This is a genomic window from Streptomyces sp. NPDC051172 (assembly GCF_040682555.1).
GTDB lineage: Bacteria > Actinomycetota > Actinomycetes > Streptomycetales > Streptomycetaceae > Streptomyces.
This window is the reverse complement of record NZ_JBFBBE010000111.1, coordinates 1-18,604: the sequence shown is the minus strand read 5'-3', so window position 1 is coordinate 18,604 and position 18,604 is coordinate 1. Positions and strand designations below refer to the sequence as shown.

Sequence of the window (18,604 nt, the reverse complement as noted above, 5' to 3'; positions counted from 1 at the left end):
TCACTTTTGGAACCCTACAGGTGGGGTGTGGGGTGGCACCGAGGATTCGGACGCGCCGGGTGGCGTGTTCGATAACGGCGAAGACGTACAGGCGTGCCCCGGTCAGGGTGCGGGTCTCGAAGAAGTCGCAGGCGAGCAGGGCATCCGCCTGGCTGCGCAGGAAGTCGGCCCAGGTGGTGTGCTCGCGCTGGGGAGAAGGGCCGATGCCGTGCTCTCGAAGGATCTCCCAGACGGTGGAGGCGGCGACCTTGATGCCCAGGGCCGCGAGTTCGCCCTGGATGCGGCGGTAGCCCCACGATGAGTTCTCGCCTGCCAGACGCAGGACCAGGGTTCGGATGGAGCGGATGGTGCGCGGGCGTCCTCGCCGCCTGGGTGTGCACGTCGCAGCATGACGGCGTTTCAGGATGTCGCGGTGCCAGCGCAGGACGGTGTCCGGGCGCACCAGTAGTTGGAGCTGGCGAAGCTTGTCCGTCGTCAGGCGGTGGAGCATGCCGGCGAGCAGGAACCGGTCGCTCGGCGTGAACGTCGGCTTGTCGACCTGGCGTTGCAGAACCGTGAGCTGGTGGCGCAGCACCAAGATCTCGATCTCCATTTCGCGGTCGCTCATCGGCAGCAGGCGTATGAGGGAGAACGTGTTCATCACGGCGAGGTAGGCCAGACGCAGCAGCACGGCAGATCATCATGCCGCAGTGGAGCCTTCCTGTACCCAGGTCGACGCGCCTGATCGCTGATCAACCGGATGACCTGTGCGGATGATTTATCGGCACCCGCAGTGTTGGGTGATGCGTGGAGCGCTTCGTACCCGGCGGGTGGGATGTGGCCGAGCTCGCCGTGGAGCCGGCGCTGGTTGAACCAGTCGATGTACTCGGCGACGGCGACCTCGACGTCGTTGACGCCGGTCCAGGGGCCCTTGTTGCGGATCAGCTCGGCCTTGAACAGGCTGTTGAACGCTTCGGCGAGGGCATTGTCGTAGGAGTCGCCCTTGGAGCCGACGGAGGCCACGGCGTCGGCTTGTTCGAGGCGTTCGGTGTAGCGGACGGCCCGGTATTGCACGCCGCGGACGGAGTGATGGACCAGGCCGGCCAGGTCCATGCCGTCGCGGCGGCGTTTCCAGACTGCCATCTCCAGGGCGTCCAGGGCGAGATCGGTGTAGAGGGAGGTGGCGACCTGCCAGCCCACCACCATGCGGGAGTACACGTCGATGACGAAGGCGGCGTACACCCAGCCGGAGAAGGTGCGGATGTAGGTGATGTCGGCCACCCACAGCTGGTTCGGGGCGTCGGCGGTGAACTGGCGGTTGACCAGGTCACGGGGCCGGTCGGTCTCGGGAGCGGGCCGGGTGGTGCGCGGGCCCTTGGCCCGGGACACCCCGCGCAGCCCGTCGGCGCGCATCAACCGTTCGACGGTGCAGCGGGCCACCGTCCACTCGCGTCTTCGGAGCGCGGCGTGGACCTTGCGAGCGCCGTAGACGCCGTAGTTCTCGCGGTGGATCACGCGTATCTCCTCGGTGAGGTGCTGGTCGCGGACACTGCGGGCCGATTCGGGGCGTGTGTGGGCGGCGTAGTAGGTGCTCGGCGCGATCTCGGCGTCGGTGCCCGCAAGGGCTGCGCAGATCGGCTGGACGCCCAACTCCTTTTTGTGCTGGTCGATGTAGGCGACCTTCAGCGCAGTGGACGGTCCAGCTCCGCCGCGAAGAAACTTGCCGCGGACTTCAGGATCGCGTTGGCCCGCCGTAGTTCCCTGACCTCGCGTTCCAGCTCCGCGAGCCGGGCCACGTCGGCACTCGTGGTGCCGGGCACGCCGGCCTCGTCGGTCTCGGCCCGTTTGACCCAGGTCCGCAGGGCCTCGGGGTGCACATCGAGCTGGTCGGCGATCCGCTTCACCGCACCGGTCCGCGCGGCAGGGTCCTTACGGGCCTCCACCGCCATCCTTGTCGCGCGCTCGCGCAGTTCGTCGGAGTACTTACGGGGAGCAGCCATGGTCGGCATCTTTCCGGGTCTTCGATGTCTCCATCAAACCCGGGGCGATTCACCCCTTGTTCCGAACGAGCCAGTCGTAGTTCTTCAGCGCGATGATCGTCTCTTCGGTCATGGGCTCGAGGCTACTGGGCACGGCAAGACGCTGCTGCCGTTCACCCGGAACTGGGAGCCTGCAACCGCCACTTCGGGCCCATACTGCAACGGACGCCGCCTCCCACCTCACGCCACCATCGCAGAGACCCACACCAAGATCGACGGAACCATGATCTGGCCCAGGTCAGAGCCCCCCCCCGCCTCTGCGCCAGGGACTTTTCAGGGACTTTCAGCCCTGTCTGAGGGACTTCCGAGGGACTTTCCGCCGCGTAACACGGCAAGCCCCCGAAAGACCGGAAAGGGCCTCCGACGCAGGTCAGAGGCCCTTTCCCAGGCAAAGCCGCAGGTAGCGGCAGACGAGTCGGGCTGTACGCCGGGTACAGACCTGCCGGCACGAGCTGCTGACCGCACCCTGATCTGGAACCAGCACCATCTATTCCACGCCCTGCGCGAGTTCGAGCAGCACTACAACTCCCACCGGCCAGACCAGGGCATCACAGGCGCCCGACCACTGCACGCCTTGCCCGGGCCGATCACCGATTCGGAGCAGCTCACCCACCTCGGCATACGACGACGTGACCACCTCGGCGGCACCCTCCACGAGTACCGACATACGGCCTGAACTGCACGGATGAGTTTTCCGGCAAGGGCAGCGTCTACGCGACGGCTACGACCAGATCGTGAAGCTGCTCGGCCTTGATCTTCCCAACGACGTCGCCAGCCTGCTCCGCGAGGACTTCCTCACACGAGTCCTGGAAGGGATCGCCGAGCACGCCGGGCAGACAGCCAACGCCCCTTCGACGGACCGCTGGTCCGAAAATGAAGCATGAGCCCTGGTCACCGGGGTGACGGGTGGGACGTGTTCAAGCTTCGATGGGGTCGAAGCGGACGGTGAAGCCGAGGGCGTTGGCCTGGCGGGTGATCCGGCGCATGGCGCGTTCGGGGTCGTGTTTGGCGTAGTAGTCGCCGCCGAGGTCGTGGAAGGCGACGTTGCCGGTGAGCATGTGCCAGACCGCGGTGAGGATCGAGCGTTCGAGAGCGACGAGGGCTTTCTTCTTGCCGAGGCGGGGCACCAGGCGGTGGTAGCGGGCGCCGAGGTAGGTGGTGTCCTGATGCGGAAACGGCCCCGGTACCGACGGGGGATGCGGTACCGGGCTGCGATCAACGGTACCCCTACTCGGGCTCCGAGGTGTCCGGTGAACAGGCGCGGCCGACACCTCGCCGTGCCGGTCGATGTGATCGAACACGACATGGTCGTCGTCCGCGCGATGCGCCAGTCGAGGACCCGCTCGCGCGCCAAGTCCTCAAGGACCAGCTCCTGCCCCTGGCCGACGACCTTCGCGGGACCGGGGCCAGACAACCCGCCCCACGGGTGCAACCGCCGCCACATCGGGTCTACGACTCCACCAGATACGCCTTCCGTGAAGGTGGCCGCTTCCACGGCACACGGGGAGCAAACCTGCACCGGCCGACCGTGATCCTGACCACCACTCGGGGACAGGCCCCCCACTCCAGGCGATCATTCCACAGATGAACACAAAGCTAGTGGAACAGCGCATCGAAGACATTCGGAAAGAAATACACATCGGGGACTCCGCGCGACGGAATCGCGGAAGCATGGCAACACTCCCGGCACCACCGCCCCATGCCTGGCTGGCCCCGCAGCCACGCTCCAGCCCTCCGCCCAGGGACGACACACCGCGTTCGTCAAGAACCGTTTCCCGTCCCACCCCTGCGATACCCGCCGAGCGCCCCAGCAACTCACGGACCGCAGCTGCGGCCGCTGTCGCCCTCCGTCCGATCCCCACACCGGCCATCCAGGCCGGGGGCGCCGTCGCCGCTTCGATAGCCGCACACCGCGCAGGCCTGGATCGCAAGGCGGCAGCCGGTGCCGGGCAGGCACCGCGCCCAGCCCACAGCGGCCGCGAACCAATGCCCCAGACCGCAGCCGCACAGCGCACGGATACCGATACCCTCCCCCGAGGGCGCTTCGGCCCCCGGGGGAGCCGGACGACGGGCCGGCGCCCTCGGAGCCCCCGGAGCTGCCTCACTCCCCTGCCGGCCGATCCAGCCGGAATGTATGCCGCGAACTGCCCAGCCCAGTGACGCCGCGGTCCAGCATCACGGCCGCCGCGCGTGAGGCGGACGAGCGGAACCGGCTGCCCAGGGGAGCGTCTCCGAGGTGACTCATCAGTACACGAACGAGACTCGACGGGGACACCGTGACGGCGGCCATGCCAAGCTCCAGGTGGGCGGCCAGTTGAGTCCCGGCTGATGGCCATCAGATGGCCACGAGCCGGGAGAAGCCCCGGCCGCCCACCTGGGCATCCTGATGGCCGTTGACACACCGATAAGACACCGACTGATGCCGGTGTACCTCTTGGAGTACTGCGCACGTCCCCACGGTGCCCCGTGCGCGCCCCGGCAGGGCCGCACCGGCGTTGCACACAGAGCCTTCGGAGGACTCACCTGTGCAGGGATGTCGCGTGGCGCCTCCCAGGAGACACGACCGGGACACCACAGGGACGCCGGCGCGGCTACGCGACGCCGACACGCCGAGTGCAGGAGTCCGACATGACCGCCCCGCCGAGCCTGGCTGAACTCGGCCGGAGGGCCGGCGCGAGCGAGCGGACCCTGTCCAGGCTGTTCGGCGACGAGCTGGGGACGGTCTGCACGGCCTGGCGCACACAGCTCCGCCTGCACCGGGCGGTCCTGCTCCTCGCCAGGGGACGGACCGTCACGCAGGCGGCCGCGGCCTGCGGGTTCTCCTCCCCCAGCGCCTTCGCCGGCGCGTTCAGGGCCGCCTTCGGACGGACTCCCGGGTCGTTGTACAGACAGCCGGCAAGCCGCGAACGACGGCCATCCCGCTCCCGAGGGCCACTCCGGACGAGGTGCGTCGATGCGGAAAATCAGGACCTCTACGGCCATCCGAACCAGAGCTCCGGGGTGCGATCCCGTTCGTTTACGAGGCTTCCATCTGTCGGCGACGGCCGAACGGATGGCGTCCCTTGAAGTGGTGTAGCCGTTCTTGGCTGATGTGCGCCCCCGGCTCGCCACCGCGTTGCCCCTGGTGGACCGCTCGTGCGCCCTGAACGAGGACGGGCCACCGTGCAACTCTCCGCGGTGAACGGTGAATCCGACCGGGAGGTGCACGATGGCCCTGGCTCATGATGACCTGCTCCGCCTTCTGGAGTCACTACGCTCGGCGGACGGACTGGAGATCGTCCGGGCCGCGGCCGAACGAGTCCTGCAAGAACTGATAGAAGCCGAGGCGACACAGCACATCGGTGCCGCATGGGGCGAGCACACCGAGACCCGCACCGCCTACCGCAACGGCCACCGCGAACGGACCCTGACCACCCAGGCCGGCGACCTGGAACTCGCGATCCCCAAGCTCCGCGCCGGCACCTTCTTCCCCAGCCTGCTGGAACGCCGGCGCCGCGTGGACCAGGCCCTCTACGCCGTCATCATCGAGGCATACGTCCATGGCGTGTCCACCCGCAGCGTCGACGACCTGGTCAAGGCCCTCGGCTCGGACACCGGCGTCTCCAAGAGCGAGGTCTCCCGGATCTGCGGCGAACTCGACGAAAGCGCCGTCGTCATCGCCACCGGCGTCACCGAGGACGGCGGCCGCGAAGTCCTCGGCCTCATGGTCGGTGACAGCGAGAACGAGACCTTCTGGACCACCTTCCTGCGTGACCTGCGCAAACGCGGCCTGAACGGGGTCCGCCTCGTCATCTCCGACCAGCACCTCGGCCTGGTCGCCGCCATCGGCAAGGTCATGATCGGAGCCGCACACCAGCGCTGCCGCGTTCATTGAAGCCGTAAAGAATCAACCTGTTGCTTCGCGATCAGCGACTCGTTGGCCTGGTATGGCGATCACGGAGGAGATGCTGTCCCAACTCGGCTGCCGTTTCGCGGTGTTGCTGCCTCATCTGAACGAAAGGCAGCGGCGCTTGGCCGTGGCGGCCGAGGCGAGGCTGCTCGGACACGGCGGGGTACGCGCTGCCGCACGGGCTGCGGCCGTGAGCGAGACCACCGTGCGCCGGGGGATCGTAGAACTGGAGTCCGGTGTCGGGCCGCTGCCCGGCGGGCGCATCCGTGCCGACGGCGGAGGTCGTAAACCGGTCGAGGAGATCGACTCTGGCCTGGTGAAGGCGCTGATGGCCTTGGTCGAGCCTGAAGAGCGCGGTGATCCGGAATCCCCGCTGCGCTGGACGACGAAGTCGCTGCGCCACCTGGCCGGGGAACTGACCAGGCAGGGGCATCCGGTCTCCGCGCCGACGGTGGGACGGCTGCTCAAGCAGGCCGGCTTCAGCCTGCAGGGCAATGCCAAGACTCTCGAAGGCACCCAACACCCCGACCGCGACGCCCAGTTCCGCTATCTCAACGAGCAGGTCAAGCAGCACCAGGCGGCGGGCGAGCCGGTGATCAGCGTGGACACCAAGAAGCGCGAGCAGATCGGACGCCTGCCCATGGCCGGACGCGAGTGGCGTCCGAAGGGCGACCCGGTGCGGGTCGAGGACCATCACTTCTTCTTCAGCGGTCCGGACGTCGAGCAGGCGATTCCGTACGGGATCTACGACATCGCCCACAACACCGGCTGGGTCAACGTCGGGGTCGACCACGACACCTCCACCTTCGCCGTCGAGTCGATCCGCCGCTGGTGGAAGGCTCGCGGGCACGACGACCATCCGCAGGCCACCCGGCTGCTGATCACCGCGGACGCCGGCGGCTCCAACGGCTACCGCTACCGGGTCTGGAAGAGCGAGCTGGCCGCGCTGGCCGCCGAGACCGGCCTGGCGATCACGGTCTGCCACTTCCCGCCGGGCACTTCGAAGGTCGGGTAGCCGGAGGGATTCGCACCCTCCGGCTCCCACAGATCCGTACGTGACGATCTCTCGTCATACGGCTCTTGTCGTCCTGATCACCAGGCCAAGGAGGGGGAACTGACCCATCTCCACTGCGCGAACATCCCCGGGCGGCGTTTGGCTGCCCTTTGGAAGGCCGCGATGGCCTTCCTCATCGCGCGAAACCGTCGGTACTTGTTGCGAAGCCAGCGCACCAGGTAGGCGTTGATGCGCATCAGGAGCGGATACAGGGCCGATCGGTAGAACCGGCCGTAGTACTGCATCCAGCCCGCGACGATCGGATTGATCCGCTGCGCGAGTTCTTCCACGGTGAGGTTGACCCGCCGGTGAAGCCGCCAGGAGCGGACCTCCTCGCCGAGCCGTTTGAGGGCGTCCCTGCTGACCGCGGGGCGGAACGACCATCTGATACGGCCGTTCTTGTCCCGCACTTGGCGCTGCTGGAACGTGAACCCCAGGAACGTGAACGACGTGTGCTCGTAAGAGCCGCGCCGCAACCCGTCCTGGCAGTAGACGATCCGAGTCTTGGCCGGGTGCAGACGCAGCCCGACCTCGGCCATCCTGTCCGAGAGCGCGGCCAGCACCTGACGGGCCTGACGCTCGGTGACGCAGTGCACGACCGCATCGTCCGCATAGCGTTCGAACGAGACAGCAGGGAACTCCCGGGCCATCCAGAGGTCGAACGCGTAGTGCAGGAACAGGTTCGCCAAGACGGGAGAAACCGGGGCTCCTTGTGGCGTCCCGCACTCCCGTTCCAGCAGGGTGCCGTCGGGCATCCTGAGCGGGGCAGCAAGCCACCGCCGCACATACAACTTCACCCAAACGGCGTCGGTGTGCGCTTCCACCGCCTTGACCACGAGGTCCCAGGGCACACTGTCGAAGAACTGGGAGATGTCGAACTCGACTACCCAGTCCCGTTTCCAGCTGCGTTCCCGACACTTCTCCACGGCATCCAAGGCGGACCGTCCGGGCCGGTATCCAAAGCTGTCCGGATGGAATACAGGATCCACCCGCCGCACCAGATGCCGGGCCACTACGGTCTGAGCCACACGATCAAACACAGCAGGAATCCCGAGGATTCTCTCACCGCCGCCATGCGGCTTAGGAATGGCCACCGCACGCACCGGCAGAGGAAAGTAGGAGCCCGACGACATCCGGTTCCAGACCCTATAAAGGTTGTTCTTCAGGTCCTTCTCGAAGTCGGCGATGCTCTGCCCGTCCACTCCCGGCGCTCCCTTGTTAGCCCTGACTTCCTCCCATGCTTCCTTGACTTCCCACTTAGAAATCTCAAACGGCTTGGCCTGTGACTTCAACTGGCTCACCGAACTCCTCCCGGACACCGTCCGGTTGATGCGATCAACACAGTCACGGACGACCCGGCCCCTTCGCTCCACCCCCGTTACAGGGGCTTCTCCACTACTACGAGCCGGTCCGCCGGCGCGTCCCGCGTCGGTACTCGGCCCCTTCACGGCACAACCGCTCGGGGTGCTCCCTCTCGCCCGCCCCTACCGGGACGGGGCTGTATCGGTGCGCGCCTTCTCCTGTTCCACATGACCGCGGCAGATCAGATTCACGTCGTCTCCATGCCGGACACCGCCTGGCCAGTCGGCGGGCTCCCGCCAGGCTTATCCCGGGACGGTTCCAAGCTTCCCGGTTTTGATGTCGTCGGAATCTTTTCGACACGTCAGCAACGATTCACTTGCGTTCGTCTTCCTGATCCCCACCTGACGCCTCTTGGACGCCTTTTCCTCATCGCTCACCACGACAGTCTTCGGCTAACGCGGCATGAGGCGGTTTGAAGCCTCCCCCCGCAGGGCGACTTCGAAGGGCCAATCCTTCATCGGTCACGCAGCACTGCTTCAAGAAGCTCGTCCTACATCGAATTCCCCTCTGCATTCAGGACACACTGGAACAAGATCGAGCACCGGCTGTTCTCCCACATCACCCACAACTGGCGTGGTCGCCCCCTGACCAGCCACGATGTCGTCATCGAGACGATCGCCGCCACCCGGACCCAGACGGGACTGCGTGTCGAGGCCCGCCTGGACCGCGGCGACTACCCCACCGGCATCGCGATCAGCAAGGACCGCTTCGCCGCCCTGCCTCTGGTCAAGCACGAGGTGCACGGCCAGTGGAACTACACCCTGCTGCCCGAACCTGCCTCGGCGCGGGCCCAGCCCGCTGTCGGTGAGGCGCACGGCGTCGCCGACCGGCGCCACTCACTCCTGGCCCGTCTGGCCGACCCGCGACTGACAGGACTTGGCAACACACAACTCGCCGACTTGTGCGCCGAGTTGGCCCCACTCCAGGCCGCGCGGGCTCAAGAACGCTACAGCCAACAGCGCGGCGGACGCGCCCGTCGGGCCACCGGCAAACTACGCGGCAGCAAGCCGGTGTTCGACGACGCGGCCCGGGTGATGCTCACTCTCCTTTACCAGCGGCAGGTCTGCTCGATGAAGCTGCTGGGCGACATGCTGGAGGTCACCCCCAACTGCATCGGCCACCTCGTCGCCGAGACCCGGCGCGTCCTGGAGGACCACGGCCACCATCCTGGATACGCCCCCACGCGCTTCACCACCGGCGCCGAGCTGCTGGCCTTCCTCGACACGGCAGCGACTCCGCCGCGCACTCAGATCATGGAGATCCTGTCCCGTCCGTGCCTGACCGGCATGTCCCGCGAGGACCTCGACACACTCGCCCGGCGCCTCGCCCCACGCCAGGCTGCCCAGATCGAACGCGCCTCCTATCGACGCCGGGGCGCCGACCGCCGGCCGGGCAGCCGCGGCGGCGTCTTCCCCCAGAAGATCGGCGACAAAGAACGCGTCATCCTCGCCGTCCTCTACCTGCGGAAGCTCTGCACCCTGGACGTCCTCGCCGACGCGCTGGGCGACGTGAGCCGGTCCTTGATCGGCAACGTCGTCCGTGAGGTCCAGCCCCTGCTCATCGAAGGTGGGCACCTCCCGCCACCGGCCACCACCCGCTACCGGACCGCCGCCGATCTCCTTGCCGTCGCACACAGCGAAGACGACACACCGACAGGTTGATTCTTGACGGCTTCATTTCGTCCGTAATGTCTTCTCGGTGATCCCGAAGCAGCACGCCGAGATGGCCGCCGCGACCATCCGCACGATCTTCGCCCAGCCCGATGCCGTCTCGGTCCGCACCCAGCTCGACACCGTCGCCGACGCCTTCGGCAAGCGGTTCCCCAAGGTGAAGGAGATGCTCCTGAACGCCAAGGACGAGCTGACCGCCTTCGCCGACTTCCCCCACCAGCACTGGAAGAAGATCCAGTCGACCAACCCGCTGGAGCGCTTAAACCGCGAGGTCAAACGCCGGGCCGACGTCGTCCAGGTCTTCCCCAACGACGCCGCCGTCGAACGCCTCGCCACCGCCGTCCTGATCGAGCTGCACGACGAGTGGATCGCCTTCCCCCGCCGCTACCTCTCCAACGAGAGCATGGACAGCCTCTATCCGGACAAGACCACCCTGCTGCCCGCCACCGACGAATGATCGCCTACACCACTCCAAGGGGCACGACCGCCGAACGATTCACCCGCCGCCGACATCCATCATCTAATCGTTTAAGAGCGGTGACCCGGTGGAGTGCGTATCAGTGACTTGGTGTGCTCGTTTACGAGGCAACATCACCCCTGCGTAATCAGCATGAACAGGCCCATCCACTGCGATCACCACATGTTCACCAACTGCCGAGTTCCGACCGCACACGTCGGCCAAACTCGATGTAGAGGGCGAGGGAAAGAGCATGTGCTACACGCTCACCAGCAGCTCGGAAACCGAACACATCAACGGTCCACACGGTTGAGGTCCGCTTACTGCAGGCTGCGGACCTTTCGAACCTGCTCTGATGATGCGGGGAAAGGCGGCGCGTGCGGCAACGGCCCACGGCAGCGTGACTGGGGTGACGATCACCCTGTGGGCGGAGACCGGCGGCGAGCGGGAGCAGCTGCAGACGTGGACGAAGGACGGCGGCCGGGTGATCCAACGGGAAGCGTGAACCGCCGTGGTTTGCACCAGCGGGACGCCGGTACAAGCGTGATCACTTGTAGGTCTCGGCGACAGCGGCGAAGTGGACGCCCAGGCCCCTGCCCCGACGTCAAGCGCGCAGCAGGGTGACGGCGCGCCCGGACGGCGTGGTCTGCTGCGAGAAGACGGTGCGCTCGTGGACCGGGGCTGCCTGGGGACGGGTGTCGAAGACGACGAGGGTGCCCGTGGACAGCTCCATGCGGTCCAGGTAGTCGTCCAGCTGCGCCAGCCCCTCCACCAGGGGATCGGCACGGCCCTGGCGCCACACCTTCAGCTCCAGCGCCTCACGCTGCACGGCCCTCGAACCATCGGCAGCGGCGTAGGGCTGACGGATCAGCAGGTCGACCCGGCGCCGGCCGACCCCGTACTCCCGGTCGATGAAACCCGCCCCGTTCACGATCCGGTGCAGATACGCCATCATCACCAGCTGCGCCGCCGCCTCCGGATACGTCGAGCTGGTGGCCAGGATCTCCCCGTTCTCCCGCCAGAACTCCGCGAACGAACGCAACAGCTTGTCCATGTCGATCCGGCCGTCCGGCAACCGGAAACTACTCGGGATGGCGGTGATGACCGATTCCGTCCTGACGCCCAGGACCCGAACGATCACCTCCTTGTAGATCGGGTTGGCCACCCGCACCGGCGAATCCGCGGCGATCAGCCCCAGGTCACGAACGTAGCCCAGATCGTCGTCGTAGGTGCTCGCCTCCTGCGGCAGCTCGCCGGCGATCAGCGGCTCGATCACCCGCCGCACCCGGTCCTCCCCCAACCTGGCGGCCAGCGAGTCCAGATGCGTCGCACGCGCCAGGATCAATCGCTCCTTCGCCTCGTCCACATGCTCCGCCGTGACCGGCTCGGACTGCGGGATCCGCATCCGCCTGGTGATCTCATAAGCCAGGGCATTGACCAGCCAGGGCTGGCCCTGGGTACACCAGAAAGCACGCTGGACCGCGTCCGGGGTGAACTCCTGCCCCGTCTGCGTGGTGTGCTGCCCGTACAACTCGACGACCTCGGGCTCGGTGAAGTCACCCAACCGCAGCGAAGCGACCTTGATATTGAACGGACTCGACGTCCCCAGCCTGCTCGGATCCCCGCCCGAGGCCGCCTTGTAGTCGCGCACGTCCCGCAGCCCGCACAACACCACCGAGTGCGGGAACTGCTCCCGCACGGCGGTGTAACCATCCCGCAACTGGCGCAGCACACTGCGCAGACTCTCCCCCCGCAGCGCATCGATCTCGTCGAAGAACAGCACCAGCGGACGCGAGCAGCTCCGCACCCACTCCGTCAGCCCCCGCGCAAGCCGGGCCCCGGGCACCGCGTCGGGCCAGGGGGCGGGGGGCGCGAGCTCGTCGGGATACCAGGCGGCCTCCGTCGACCGCCGGATCGCCTCCAGGATCAGCTCCTCCGCCCAGCCGACGTCTTCCCCGGCGGGTTCGGCGCTCTCGCAGGAGAAACGCAATGCCGCATACTGTCCCGAGGCCGTCAGGTCCTGGGCCATCGCCGCCAGCGCCGTGGTCTTGCCGGTCTGCCGGGGCGCGTGCACCACGAAGTACTGGCCCTCATCCACAATCTCGCGGGCCTGCGGCAACCGCTCCTGGGCCGGCAGCATGTAGTGCCGTTCGGGGATGCACGGCCCTGCCGTGTTGAAGTAGCGCACGACACAAACGCTATCCGACAGCACCGACAACGGAGCTGGGCGAGTGGAAGCCGGCTAACGCCGGAGCTCTGCCACAGCGGAGCCGTCGAGAATCCACAGACTGTTTCCGTGTTCCGGACTCGTTGACGCGGTACGGGGCGTTGCCCACCGCCCCACGCGTGTGGTGTGGAGATGAAATCCGCGGTGCGCATCAGAGTCCAGGCCTGTCCGGCTCCTGCGAACAGGTCCGCCGACCGTGCGGAATCAGTGCCTCTTACGCTTCTTCTTCGACCGTTTCCCGGCCTGCGGCCTGCCTCGCGAGGCCGTCTCCGCGCCCTTCGCCCTGCCGGTGGGCCTGGCGTGCGCCTCGGCCCGGAGGGCACGCAGAGCACGCCGCGCCTCCTCGGCCACCGCCGTGTCCGGATGACGGGACAGTTGCTCAAGGACCGGCGGTACCTCGTACGGATCGGCCACGGCCAGAGCTGTGACCAGGGCTTGGCCGCCTCCGGGCCACCCGGCCGCGGCCTCGTCGAAAGCGGCGTACAGCGCGTGGTAAGGCTCCGTTACCTCGCCTTCGCCACCATCCGCCGTGTCGGGGCCCTCGGCCATGCGATGGGCGAGGGCGGCGGTCAGACGGATCTCCTCGAACCGGTCGGCCAGGTACGTCGCGCGGGCGGCCTCGGGTACCCGGGCGGAGTCGGCCCGGTGGCCGAGAGCGCGCAGGGTGTGCGCGGCGTGTTCTCCCAGTGCGGGGCCGTCGAGCAGGGTCTCCCAGGCCGGCACCGGGGCGGCCGCCGCGTCGAGCAGGCCGAGCAGGGCACGCCGACGGGCCGCGTCCTGCCCGGCGGGGGTGTCGGCGAGCGCGGCGAGGAGCTCGGACCAGCCGTCGGCGCCGCGACCGGACAGCCAGTCGCCGAGCGTCTTGCGGGCCGCACCTGACGGCCACCACTGGGCGGCGGCCACCAGCCGGCCCCCGTCCCAGGCCCGTACCGCTTCCTCGGTCGGGAAGGTGTCGGGGTCGACGTCCGGCAGGTTCGCGGTGCCGAGGAGCAGGCCCTCGCGGAGCAGGGCGTGGCCGAGCGGGGTGAGGGTGAAGGTGTCGCCGGTGCGCTCGGTGACGCCGAGGCCGGCCAGCCGGTCGATGACGCGAGCCAGGACGGCGGCGCCGGGCCTCAGTTCGGCGCGGTCGTCCTCGGTCAGGCCAGGCAGCCCGGTGAGCGCGGAGAGGGTCTCGGGGTCCGGGAGTTCGTACGGGCCCGAGGCCGGGGTACGGACAGCGGTGACGGGGACGTACGAAGGCGGGACGATCCACGCGTCCTGCAGCGCGGCCTGGCGGGCCACCGACTGCGCGGTCCCCGCCTCCTGATAGAGGAAGTAGAGCTTGGAGAGATGCTCGCCGCGGTACTCCTCGGCGGTCTCCTCATCCTCGGCCAGCTGAGCCAGGAGGGAGCCGAGGAGATCAAGGCCGAGTCCGGCCAGTTCCCCCGGGGCCCCTTCGCGCAGGACGACGGCGGCCGGTCCCTCGATGAGCGCACCGCCCGGCGTGTCGGGGGACTCCAGCAGCAGGCCGACGGCCAGCGCGAGCCGGACGAGCGGTTCGTCGGCTGTTTCCGGGCGGTCCAGGGCTGCCGTGAGCGACTGTACGAGCGGTGCCGCGCGCAGCGCGCCGGCCAGCGCATCGAGGGACTCCGGCAGCGGGACCGGGGCCAGCGGGTCGGAATCGGGACCGAAGCACTCCAGGTGCTCCTGGGCGAGGGAGGCTGCCACGCCGAGCAGCGGCGCGGTGTGCCGGCCGCCGGGGGCCACGTGGGCGAACGGTCCGCGCAGCAGGGCGTCGAGCCCGGCAGCCGTCCACCGGTCCGAGACCACCGCCGCCTGCGTCTCGTACCAGTCCTCCTCCCGGTCCGTCCCGTCCGGCGCCCCCAGCGGGGCGCCCGGGAGCAGCGGGCCCTGGCCGGGGTGGGACCGGTCACGCTCGTCCAGGGCCACGAGGTGCAGCCGGGCGGCGAACTCGGAGCGGGCCCGGCGGGTGCGCTCTCCCGCCAGTGCCTGAACGGAAAATTCCCCAGGTGGAGGGCATGCTGAGGCCTTCGTTGGCCTGAGCTTGTGATGCGGGCTGGGCTGTCAGGCTGCGGGGCTGAGGGTGACGTCGTGGCCGAGGGCCTTGAGCTGACGAACCAGGTCGCGGGTCCGCCGGGTGGGGTCGACGAGATGCTGGTGATGGTCGAAGCCGAGATCGGTGTACGGGATCTCGGGATCGTTCAGCAGGTGCCAGATGATGACCAGGAGCGAGTGGCCGACGGCTACCAGGGCTCTCTTGCGGCCGCGGTGCTTGACGATGCGCTTGTAGCGGGCGCCGAGGAAGGTGTTGGACCGGGAGGCGGATAATGCGGCCTCACCGATGGCCCCCTTGATCCACGGGTTGCCCTTGCCGGTGGGGCCGGCGGTGTTCTTACCTCCGGACTGGACGGTTCGGGGTGCGAACTTCGCCCATGAGACGAGGTGGTCGGCGCTGGGAAAGACAGTCATGTCCGGGCCGAGTTCAGCCAGCAGCATCTGGGCGGTCCGCTCCCCGACGCCCGGGATGGTGACGAGCTTCGCCACCAGGCCGGGCCCGGAGACGGATCGGCCGCCACCGCTGGTCTCAGGGCATGGCAGTTCCTCGACGGCCCTGGTGATCCGGGCGGTCATAGCGTCGATCTGGCCGCTCAGGTGATCGATGGTGTCCAGCAGGGTCCGGCACAAGAACGCGTGGTGGTCCTCGAAGTGGCCGGTGAGGGCTTCGGTCAGCGCCGCTTTCTTGACGACCATGCAACCGCGGGCCATGTCGGCCAGTGCCCGGGGATCGCGTTCCCCTGCAATCAGGGCTTCGATCATGGACCGGCCTGAAACGCCGAAGATGTCGGTGGCCACCGAGGACAGCTTGATGTGGGCGTCCTCAAGGATCTTCTCCACCCGCTGTTTATGTCGGCTACGCTCGCGGATCAGAACGGCCCGCATCCGGGTAAGGTCCCGCAGCTGCCGCACCGGTTTGGGCGGCACGAACGAGGGCCTGAGCATGCCCCGTTCGGTGAGCTTGGCGAGCCAGACAGCATCCAGCTTGTCGGTCTTGGGTCGGCCCGGGACGTTCTTCACCTCACGCGCGTTGACCAGCCAGCACTCGAGCCCACGGGCCTCCAGAAGGAAGAAGAACGGCCGCCAGTAGGCGCCGGTAGCTTCCATCACGACCCGGGTGACACCCTGGCACACCAGGCGGTCGCCCAGTTCCAGGATGCCGATCGTGCTGGCCGGGACATTCCATACCTCTTGAGTACGCCGGTCGGAACGGCTGTGGTGGGGCAGGCGCATACACACCATGCCCGATGCCTTGGCGATGTCGATCGCCGCGACACGCTCCACCAACTCGGCACTATGTTCGCTTGTTTCTGTATCCGTCATCGATCTCACCTCATCTCGCGCTGAGACGGCCACGGAGCGCGGCTGACCGTGGAGCGGAAGGGACGGACGAGAATCTGAACGGCGTGCTCGTGGCAACAGTGCGTGGTCCCTCAAGCCAGCTCCGGCACCAGACTGTTTCGCGGGATCGATCCCCCAAGGCACTACCGGCGTCGACGGCCAGCCGCACTCCGATTTTCACGCCGGCGAGGCGTCCCGTCAGGGACATGGTGGACTGTTTCCAGGCCCCCGAGGCCGCCGGGCCACCCGCCGTCGCGCGGGCCGAGAAACCGAGTGCCGCCGCGCGTTCGGCCGACGGACGGGCGGCGAACGACTCCAGCCATCCGCAGACGGCGTCCGCGTCCCCGGTGTCCACGCCCTCGGCACGCATCAGCCCGGCGTACAGCCGTGGCCACGTGGTGCGTCCGGGAGCGGTCATCGCCTCGGTGAAGCCGTCGGCCAGCTCCCGCACCCGGGCCGCCAGGCGGGCCTGCCGCTTGGCGTTCAGCCTGCCCTTCTCGCGGGTGTGGTCGACGAGCGCGAGCAGCACGTCCACATAGCTCGGCAGCTCGGCCGGTGCGGCACCCGCGTACAGCGGCAGCAGGATGTGCAACAGCTCCTCGGCGAGGTGCTCGGTCGGCTCGGGCAGGCCGGTCCTACGGTGCTCGGTGCTCAGCGCGAGCAGCCCGGTCACGGCATCGGCCGCACGTGGATCGAGCGGGGTGCCGCGGTGTTCCGCCCAGGCGAGGAACGGTTCGAGGGGAAGGCTCAGGGGCGTACCGCTGTTCATCCAGGCAGGCTAACGCCGAGCGGCGCCCGCCAGCGCCGGAAACGACGATCCTCACCCCGTACCGCTTCAGAATGGCTGCGGTGACGCCGAGGAGGTGCACGGTGCGGGTGCGTACTTCCATGACGAACAGGGCGTACAGCCGTTGCAGGCCGATGGTGTCGATGTGGAAGAAGTCGGTGGCGAGCAGACCGTGCGCCTGGGCCTTGAGGAACACGGTCCACTCGCCGCGCACCAAAGCTCGGCGAGGGGCCGGGCTCAGGCCTGCGGCACGAAGGACACGACGGACGGTCGCCGGGCTGACCCCAGGCCACGTAGTAGTCACGCTGAGTGGGTGTCTCCGGTCGCCGTCGGGCGATGAACCACCGCACCCACGCCCCGTCGCCGGTCTCCGCCTCGGGGATACGCCCTACCCACCACTGCCAGACGCGGGAGTCGAGCTGGGAGGGGCCGGCCGGCAGGGTGACCCAGTCGTCCTCGGCGGCATGCCGCTCCACCGGCCTCGCGGCGTACCGCCAGCCGGGACGGGGCAGTACCGTGTGGTTGGCCTGCACGTTCACCGCGTAGGGCAGATGGTTCTCCTCCAGGAAGGCGCGGAAGGAGCCGTCGCGTCCGTAGACCTAATGGGCAGTGGCCACCCACACCCGGTCCTCGGGGAGATCGGGAACGATTCGGGCGATCATCTGCTCGGCCAGGCGGGGCTTGGTGGCGAAACCGACGCTGTCGGGGACATGCGCGGCGCGGCAGCGGGACCGGTCCCCGGCCCATTCCCTGTGCAGGTAGATCTCCCGGTCGACAAGCGCTTGCCCGCGGCCGGTGGCCGAGGCGGCCATCACCCCGATCTGGCATGGGAAGACCCCGCCGAGCGTGCCAGAGTACTGCCTGGCCACCCCGACCGAGGTCCGGCCCTTCCTGGCGAAGCCGGTCTCGTCGACCACCAGCACTCCCGCTCCGCCGGGCCCGGCGCCCCTCCCGCCGTCGTCCAGGCCGTCGATGACGTAGCGTCGGGTGAAATCCCGCAGCTCATCAACGTCCCAACGTGAGCGGTCCAGCAGATGCTGCTGCCCCCACGGCTCGGCGTCGCCGCCGTACCCGGCAGCTGCCAGCCGTTCTTGCGCGACACCGGGGAGAGCAGGCCCCGGATGCACCGCGCGGCCCGCAACCGCAGATCCGCCCGCGGAAAGACCCCGCCGACCTCCACCAGCAGATTCTCCAACTGATCAGAGAACTCCTCGGCCCGGTCCGTGACCTCCGGCAAGATGTCCAGTAACTCCTCCTTCATGAACGGTAGTTACCCGCACGCAGTGATCGTGGAACTACAGCGAAGCCGCTGATCTCCAACTGAAGGGTCTGAGCATGGCGGCGACCACTGACACGCCGACCGTCCCGGAGCCCCCTGCGTCGTGCGAAGGTACGGCCCGAGTCGTCGGCGACCGGCCGTTGACCTCGATCACCCGGGGACCGCTCGCCGTCAGCCGCAGCTCGACGTGAGGCACCCCCAGCTCAGGCCCAGAGCCCGGACCTCGGCGGCCAAGACCCCTTCAACAGGTTGCTCGACCTACGCGGCATCGCCCGACCTGCCCGATGACCCGCAAACAGGAAATTCGAAACCCTGCCTCATGCCTCCCGCGTCAGGCACGAGAAGACACCGCGTGAGAAGCAGTACCTGTGTGTACTGCACTGCCTGACCCTATTGAGCCCGGGAGGGCCGATGCTCAGCACTCCGAACGCGGACAAGGCATGGAAAGGCATGACGAGGTCCTTC

10 protein-coding genes and 6 pseudogenes are annotated in these 18,604 nt (G+C 68.2%); 6 read left to right on the top strand and 10 right to left on the bottom strand.

The features are described 5' to 3' along the window. Positions 1–19: 19 nt before the first annotated feature. The 3 genes and pseudogenes from AB0N07_RS40455 to AB0N07_RS40445 form a co-directional block, all read right to left on the bottom strand. Positions 20–670, bottom strand: a pseudogene (locus tag AB0N07_RS40455) (integrase); the annotation flags it as partial. 122 nt (positions 671–792) lie between these two features. Next, positions 793–1,979 (bottom strand): annotated as a pseudogene (locus AB0N07_RS40450) (IS3 family transposase); the annotation flags it as partial. 526 nt (positions 1,980–2,505) lie between these two features. Next, positions 2,506–2,685 carry a hypothetical protein gene (locus AB0N07_RS40445; RefSeq protein ID WP_365844087.1) on the bottom strand — a complete coding sequence of 60 codons (180 nt, stop codon included), beginning with the start codon at positions 2,683–2,685 and terminating at the stop codon, positions 2,506–2,508. A 67-nt stretch (positions 2,686–2,752) separates the two neighbouring features. On the opposite strand from AB0N07_RS40445, the gene AB0N07_RS40440 reads away from it, so the two are divergent. After that, the gene (locus AB0N07_RS40440; protein ID WP_365844085.1) at positions 2,753–2,902 is read left to right on the top strand and encodes a hypothetical protein; all 150 of its coding nucleotides are present in this window, start codon (positions 2,753–2,755) and stop codon (positions 2,900–2,902) included. A gap of 33 nt (positions 2,903–2,935) precedes the next feature. Here the strand turns inward: AB0N07_RS40440 and AB0N07_RS40435 are convergent, their stop codons facing one another. Further along, positions 2,936–3,145: a hypothetical protein gene (locus AB0N07_RS40435; protein ID WP_365844083.1), complete on the bottom strand. Its 210-nt coding sequence runs from the start codon at positions 3,143–3,145 to the stop codon at positions 2,936–2,938. A 1,501-nt stretch (positions 3,146–4,646) separates the two neighbouring features. On the opposite strand from AB0N07_RS40435, the gene AB0N07_RS40430 reads away from it, so the two are divergent. The 3 genes and pseudogenes from AB0N07_RS40430 to AB0N07_RS40420 form a co-directional block, all read left to right on the top strand. After that, positions 4,647–5,084 carry an AraC family transcriptional regulator gene (locus tag AB0N07_RS40430; protein WP_365844081.1) on the top strand — a complete coding sequence of 146 codons (438 nt, stop codon included), beginning with the start codon at positions 4,647–4,649 and terminating at the stop codon, positions 5,082–5,084. 142 nt (positions 5,085–5,226) lie between these two features. Next, positions 5,227–5,889, top strand: a pseudogene (locus AB0N07_RS40425) (transposase); the annotation flags it as partial. A gap of 55 nt (positions 5,890–5,944) precedes the next feature. Then, a pseudogene (locus AB0N07_RS40420) lies at positions 5,945–6,913 on the top strand (ISAzo13 family transposase); the annotation flags it as partial. A gap of 86 nt (positions 6,914–6,999) precedes the next feature. On the opposite strand, the gene ltrA reads toward AB0N07_RS40420, so the two are convergent. Continuing rightward, complete coding sequence (ltrA, locus tag AB0N07_RS40415; RefSeq protein ID WP_365844079.1) at positions 7,000–8,262, bottom strand: group II intron reverse transcriptase/maturase; 1,263 nt, start codon at positions 8,260–8,262, stop codon at positions 7,000–7,002. Positions 8,263–8,841: 579 nt separating this feature from the next. On the opposite strand from ltrA, the pseudogene AB0N07_RS40410 reads away from it, so the two are divergent. Together AB0N07_RS40410 and AB0N07_RS40405 are read left to right on the top strand one after the other, a co-directional pair. Further along, positions 8,842–9,099 (top strand): annotated as a pseudogene (locus tag AB0N07_RS40410) (ISAzo13 family transposase); the annotation flags it as partial. Positions 9,100–9,991: 892 nt separating this feature from the next. Further along, positions 9,992–10,450: pseudogene (locus AB0N07_RS40405) on the top strand (transposase); the annotation flags it as partial. Between the two features lie 604 nt (positions 10,451–11,054). On the opposite strand, the gene AB0N07_RS40400 reads toward AB0N07_RS40405, so the two are convergent. The 5 genes from AB0N07_RS40400 to AB0N07_RS40380 form a co-directional block, all read right to left on the bottom strand. After that, on the bottom strand, positions 11,055–12,638 hold the full coding sequence (locus AB0N07_RS40400; RefSeq protein WP_365844077.1) for an ATP-binding protein: 1,584 nt from the start codon (positions 12,636–12,638) through the stop codon (positions 11,055–11,057). Between the two features lie 243 nt (positions 12,639–12,881). Then, positions 12,882–14,606, bottom strand: coding sequence for a hypothetical protein (locus AB0N07_RS40395; protein WP_365844075.1), 1,725 nt, complete (start codon positions 14,604–14,606; stop codon positions 12,882–12,884). Positions 14,607–14,741: 135 nt separating this feature from the next. After that, positions 14,742–16,055, bottom strand: coding sequence for an IS110 family transposase (locus AB0N07_RS40390; RefSeq protein WP_365844073.1), 1,314 nt, complete (start codon positions 16,053–16,055; stop codon positions 14,742–14,744). 10 nt (positions 16,056–16,065) lie between these two features. Beyond that, positions 16,066–16,842, bottom strand: coding sequence for a hypothetical protein (locus AB0N07_RS40385; RefSeq protein WP_365844071.1), 777 nt, complete (start codon positions 16,840–16,842; stop codon positions 16,066–16,068). A gap of 617 nt (positions 16,843–17,459) precedes the next feature. Next, positions 17,460–17,987 (bottom strand): transposase, encoded by a 528-nt coding sequence (locus AB0N07_RS40380; protein WP_365844069.1) that lies wholly within the window; start codon positions 17,985–17,987, stop codon positions 17,460–17,462. Positions 17,988–18,604 lie beyond the last annotated feature (617 nt).

Excerpts from the sequence above, each read along its gene's own strand:
- AB0N07_RS40445 (WP_365844087.1), bottom strand. The coding sequence starts at position 2,685 with ATGTCGGTACTCGTGGAGGGTGCCGCCGAGGTGGTCACGTCGTCGTAT.
- AB0N07_RS40430 (WP_365844081.1), top strand. The coding sequence starts at position 4,647 with ATGACCGCCCCGCCGAGCCTGGCTGAACTCGGCCGGAGGGCCGGCGCG.
- AB0N07_RS40390 (WP_365844073.1), bottom strand. The coding sequence starts at position 16,055 with ATGACGGATACAGAAACAAGCGAACATAGTGCCGAGTTGGTGGAGCGT.
- AB0N07_RS40385 (WP_365844071.1), bottom strand. The coding sequence starts at position 16,842 with ATGAACAGCGGTACGCCCCTGAGCCTTCCCCTCGAACCGTTCCTCGCC.